Annotated in this window: 4 protein-coding genes; 3 read left to right on the top strand and 1 reads right to left on the bottom strand. The window is 36.2% G+C overall.

Annotation, left to right across the window (positions count from 1 at the left end; all coding sequences use genetic code 11):
• Nucleotides 1–223: 223 nt before the first annotated feature.
• Nucleotides 224–727: a superoxide dismutase family protein gene (locus tag H6W52_RS20780; protein ID WP_116100154.1), complete on the bottom strand. Its 504-nt coding sequence runs from the start codon at nt 725–727 to the stop codon at nt 224–226.
• A 166-nt stretch (nt 728–893) separates the two neighbouring features.
• On the opposite strand from H6W52_RS20780, the gene H6W52_RS20775 reads away from it, so the two are divergent.
• The 3 genes from H6W52_RS20775 to H6W52_RS20765 all read left to right on the top strand — a co-directional run bounded on the left by H6W52_RS20775 (nt 894) and on the right by H6W52_RS20765 (nt 5227).
• A complete protein-coding gene (locus tag H6W52_RS20775) occupies nt 894–1775 on the top strand; it encodes a GyrI-like domain-containing protein (RefSeq protein ID WP_116100153.1) in 882 nt (293 codons plus the stop codon).
• A 490-nt stretch (nt 1776–2265) separates the two neighbouring features.
• Nucleotides 2266–4506, top strand: a complete 2241-nt coding sequence (locus tag H6W52_RS20770; RefSeq protein WP_116100152.1) for a TonB-dependent receptor — start codon at nt 2266–2268, stop codon at nt 4504–4506.
• Between the two features lie 70 nt (nt 4507–4576).
• Nucleotides 4577–5227 carry a hypothetical protein gene (locus H6W52_RS20765; RefSeq protein ID WP_116100155.1) on the top strand — a complete coding sequence of 217 codons (651 nt, stop codon included), beginning with the start codon at nt 4577–4579 and terminating at the stop codon, nt 5225–5227.
• The last annotated feature ends 197 nt before the right edge of the window (nt 5228–5424 follow it).

The following is a 5424-nucleotide window of genomic DNA, read 5'->3' as shown; positions in this document are numbered from 1 at the left end:
AAATTTTTTGAGCTTTGAGGGCTCAAAATTTTTCAGAATAACTTTTCTACTTACACAGTTAGTAGGACACTACCTTTATTTTTGTCATTCCGTAGAATAGTGAACAATCTCTAAAAATTAAGATTCTTAACTACATTTCAGAACTTCATTCGTGAACCTTTAGTTTATGTTCGAAATAATACTTTTTAGACAGCCTCGTTTTATTTTAGAGAAAAGCAGTAAACTACTTAATCTCCACACAACCCACTCTTCCTCCTGCATTTCCGGTTGGCTGCGTATGAAAATCGTCGGCTGCGGCGTGAATAATCATTCCTTTTCCGATGATATTTTTAGACTCGTCAGAACATCCGAGACACCATTTATTCGTTTTAAAAGTCAGCGTTGCCACACCATCCTGATTTGCCGTAAGATTTCCGATATCTCCCATGTGGAAATGTTCAGCACCCCATTTTCCATGATCGTTTTTCGATGGATTCCAGTGTCCTCCCGTTGAAGTTCCGTCTGCTGCAGAACAGTCACCCTTTTCGTGGATGTGTACCGCATGAATTCCCGGAGTAAGATTCGTAACATCCAGTTTCATAACAACATCATCTCCTTTTTGGGTAAACTTTGCCGTTCCGCCCGTTTGTGTGTTGCTTTTGGAAAGGATTTGATACGTATTTGTTGTTCCGCATGAAACCGCAAAAACCGCAAATCCTGCCAATAATGCTAATGTTTTACCTTTCATTTTTAAATGATTTAAAGTGATTGTCGGATAAAGTTAGACAACATTTTTTAAAGCGCATTACGATTCCTGTCTTTTTTCATCAATAGCAATAAAAGACAAACCAATTTCATCCGATGTCGATACCTTTGCAGGAAATGCTTTTAAACTGGAAGAATACAGAAAAAGAATGGTGAAAGCTATTCAGTACATTGATAACAATCTCGATACCGAACTTTCTTTAGAAAAAGTTGCGGAAGTTGCAGCGTATTCTCCCTTTCATTTTCACAGGATTTTCAGACTGATGACCAATGAAACCCTTCAAAGCTATATCATCCGCAAAAGAATTGAAAAAAGTGCCTTTTATTTAGCCGTAAAAAAGAACATAACCGTAAAAGATATTTATCTTGAACTGGGATTTTCCAGTCATTCTGCTTTCAATAAATCCTTTAAAAAGCATTACGGAAAATCTCCCTCAGAATTCAGAAAATCGGCTCCCGAAAAATTTCATAAAATTCAATTAAAACAAAGCAAGAACGGACAAATGGATGCAGTTTTTCAACAATACATTTGCAATATAGAAAACCTGTTAAAATGGACAAGAATGAATTTAAAAATTAAAGTTACCAATCTTCCGGAAATGAATCTCGCAGCAGTGATGAGCCTTGGAATTGCCAATGTTGAATCCTCTTACAACACTTTGATAGATTGGGCAACCGAGAAAAAACTATTTCCCCGAGAGAATCTAAAAATGATTTCCGTTTATCACGACAGCTTTAAAGTTACTCCGCCAGATAAAGTACAAATTCATGCCTGTATGCTTTTGGAGGAAAAATTACAACAGCAGGAAAACCAGATTTTCCCAGAAACCCTTGAAGCCGGGAAATTCATTGTCGGAAGCGGAAAAGTCACCTTAAATGACTTTGAACAATGCTGGGTTTCCCTTTTTCTATGGATGAATGAAAATCATTATTCTGTAAGAAAAGCTTTTCCTTTCGAAATCTACCACACCAATTACAAAGAACATCCGGAAGGAAAAATGCTCGTCGATTTCTGCATTCCCATCAATTAAATTCAACGCAGTTTAATAATATAAATAACCTCAGTTTGGGATAGGGAATAATTTTAAATAATTGATTTTTAGTGTTTTATTAATGTATTGCAAAGAAAAAACAAAAGATTATTTTACTTACTGAAAGTTGGTAAGCTCAACAAAGGCAATTCGTTTATTTAAAAAAGACGAAAATGGTATTACTTTGATAAGTTTTACGCCTTTGTATATCTTAAAAGCTGAATTCCTGATAATTGAATCTCTTTGTTTAACCTTGCGTTTAAAAAGACTTGTCCCGAACTCAGGTTAAATAGTAGTAAAATTCCCCTCCTTTGGAGGGGTGGCGAAAATTCAAAGAATTTTTGACGGGGTGGTCAGTTTATTTTCCAAAGTAAATTTTCTGCAACAAAAAAACAAAAACTACCACTCAGATTCCAAAAACGACCACTCAGCAACAAAAATTTAAAAGCAGCGAAAATTCGTTATAATTTTGAATCGAAATAAAACAGCTATGAAAACAAAATTATTATTTCTTACCACTTTTTTATCATTTGCAATAAGTTTTGCTCAAACCAGAATTTCGGGAAGAGTGACGTACAAAAATAGAGGAGTGGGAGAGGTAAATGTTACCCTGAAAAATACTTACGACGGAGCCACAACCGATTCCAACGGAAACTTCTCTTTTGAAACCACAGAAAAAGGCAGCCGTGTTTTAGTTTTTACCCATCCGAAATATATTGATGTTGAAAAACAGATTGTTATTGAAAATCAGGAAGTTTCTGTGAATGCAGAACTGAAAGAGCAAATTAATGAAATTGATGCGGTAGTCGTTTCGGCAGGTTCCATTGAAGCAAGTGACAAAAAAAGAGCAACAGCTTTACTTACGCCGATTGATATTTACACAACAGCCGGAGCGGACGGACAGATCACATCTGCATTAACGTATCTTCCCGGAGTTCAGAAAGTGGGAGAAACAGAAGGTCTTTTCATCCGTGGCGGAACAGGAACGGAATCCAAAATTTTTATGGATGGAAGCTTAATCAACAATTATTTCTCCAATTCAGTTCCGGGAATTGCAGGAAGAGACCGTTTCAATACTTCTCTTTTCAAAGGCAATGTTTTCTCAAGCGGCGGATATTCTGCATTGTACGGTCAGGCTCTTTCGGGGGCACTGATGCTGGAAAGTGTAGATCTTCCGGATCAGAGTTCTTACGATTTCGGTGTTTCTCCGATCTTTTTAAACGCAGGATTTCAGAGATTGGGCAATAATAAAAACTATTCTTACGGAGCCAGTCTTGGATATTCCAACTTAAAACTGATGCAGGAAATTTTCAATTTTAACACCAATTTTTCCGAAGCTCCACAAAGTATAAACAGCGATCTTAATTTCAGATTTAAAACAAAATCAGGCGGATTTTTCAAATATTACGGTAAATACGATTCCAACAGAATGGCAGTGCAGACTCCAAGTCTGGAACCGGAAGATTATGATCTGTCTCTCGTGAAATTGAAAGGAAAAAATACCTATCATAATCTCTCTTTCAAGCAGAAATTCGGAAAATATTTACTGAATGCAGGAGCATCTTATTCCTATAATCAATCAGACCTTGATTTTTCAACCCAAAAAGATGAAACCCAAACCGGAAGCACAAAACTTCTGAATGACGGAAATTATATCAATTTCAAGACCGTTTTAGAAAGAAAAATAAACAAAATCAGTGCGTTACGAGGTGGTTTTGAACTGAACAGTACCAGCGAAAAATTAAATTTTAACGATTTTGTAACGAAAAACTACAAAGACCTGATCTCTTCAGCGTTTGCAGAAACAGATTTAGGGTTCAGCAATCAGTTATCAGCAAAAATAGGAGTGAGAGCAGAGCATTCTTCCTATCTTGGGAAAAGCAATATTGCACCGCGTCTGGCTTTAGCGTATCGTCTTGCCAAAGACTGGACAACTTCATTTGCTTACGGACTTTTTTATCAGAATCCTGAAAGCAGATACATCAACGATCCGGCAAATTTAGACTTTCAGAAATCACAGCATTATATCTTTCAGGTACAGAGAACAACGGAAGGAAGAAGCCTGAGATTTGAAGCTTTTTATAAAAAATATGACGATCTTCTGAAGGTAAAAAACCTACAGTATATCGACGGACAGAACCAGTTTGTGCAGACAGCGGATAACAACAGCGGTTTTGGTTATGCAAAAGGACTGGAATTATTCTGGAGAGACAAAAAAACATTCGACAATATTGATTACTGGATCAGCTATTCATTTTTAGATTCAAAAAGAGATTTTATGAATTATCCGATGAGTTTAAAACCGAATTTTGCTTCCGAACACACCCTTTCTGCAGTAGCCAAAAGATTTGTTCCGGAATGGAAAACAGGCTTCAATATTTCCTACACCTACGCAAAAGGCCGTCCGTATTACGACATCGCAACACAGGACGTGAATGGTGAACAGAAATATTTCGTAAGACACGAAGGCAGTCTGAAAGATTACAACGCGTTAAATTTCAGTGTGAATTATCTTCCCAATTTAGGAAAAAAAGACTCAAAAACATTTACCGTTCTCGTATTGAGTGTAACCAATATTTTAGGATCTAAAAATGTGTACGGCTATAATTTCTCAATGGACGGATCGAGAAGTTCTGCGGTGGTTCCTCCGGTAAATACCTTTGTTTTTGTAGGAGCCTTCATCAGTTTCGGAGTCGACAAAACGCAGGATGCCATTAATAATAATCTGTAAAAGTTATTTCAATTCAATTAAAAATATATCTTTATTCAAAACAAAAATTAATTTTAAAAAATTAGAAAACATGAAAAAATATCTATTGACCTTCGCTTTAAGTATGATGAGTTTAACGGCTTTTGCACAATCAGCTTATGAAACTGCAATGAAAGATAAAATCACTAAACTGGAAAACTGCAAATCTGTGGATGAATTTCAGACACTTGCCAATGATTTCGACAGAATAGGAAAAAAAGAAACCAAAGAATGGCTTCCAGCTTATTACGCCGCTTTTGCCTATCTACAGAAAGGAAGAACATTAATGAGAGACGGAAAGATGTCCGAGCTTTCTGCACAGGCAAATGCTGCTGAAAAATATCTTGATCAGGCAGAAAGTATTGCCGGAAAAGACAATGCAGAAATTCACCTGTTGAGAAAAATGTCGTATTCCCTTAAAATGATGGAAAATCCTACCGAAAGATACATGACAGACGGAATGAAAGCCATAGAAGAATTGAAAAAAGCGGAAAACCTGGATCCCGAAAACCCAAGAATTGCCCTGATAAAAGCGGAAGACACTTACTTCACTCCGGAGCAGTTTGGAGGAAGCAAAACAAAAGGGATGGAACAGTTTAAAGATGCTTTAACGAAGTTTAAAACCTACGTTCCGAAATCTAAAATCGCTCCCAACTGGGGAAAAGCAGAAGCTGAATATTTTGTAAGCGGAGCTACGAAATAATTTAAAGTTAAGGTAATTATTCACTAATTTAAACTAATACGTTAAAAATAAAGGACTATTAAATTAGTCCTTTATTTAAATAAGTTATATAAGAAAAATACAGTGACAACGGCTGTTGTAAAAATTGGTAGTGTCCTACTAACTGTGTAAGTAGAAAAGTTATTCTGAAAAATTTTGAGCCCTCAAAGCTCAAAAAA

Origin of the sequence: Chryseobacterium sp. C2(2020) (assembly GCF_014218915.1) — a bacterium.
Lineage (GTDB): Bacteria > Bacteroidota > Bacteroidia > Flavobacteriales > Weeksellaceae > Chryseobacterium > Chryseobacterium mucoviscidosis.
This window is presented reverse-complemented; position numbering and strand designations above follow the sequence as displayed.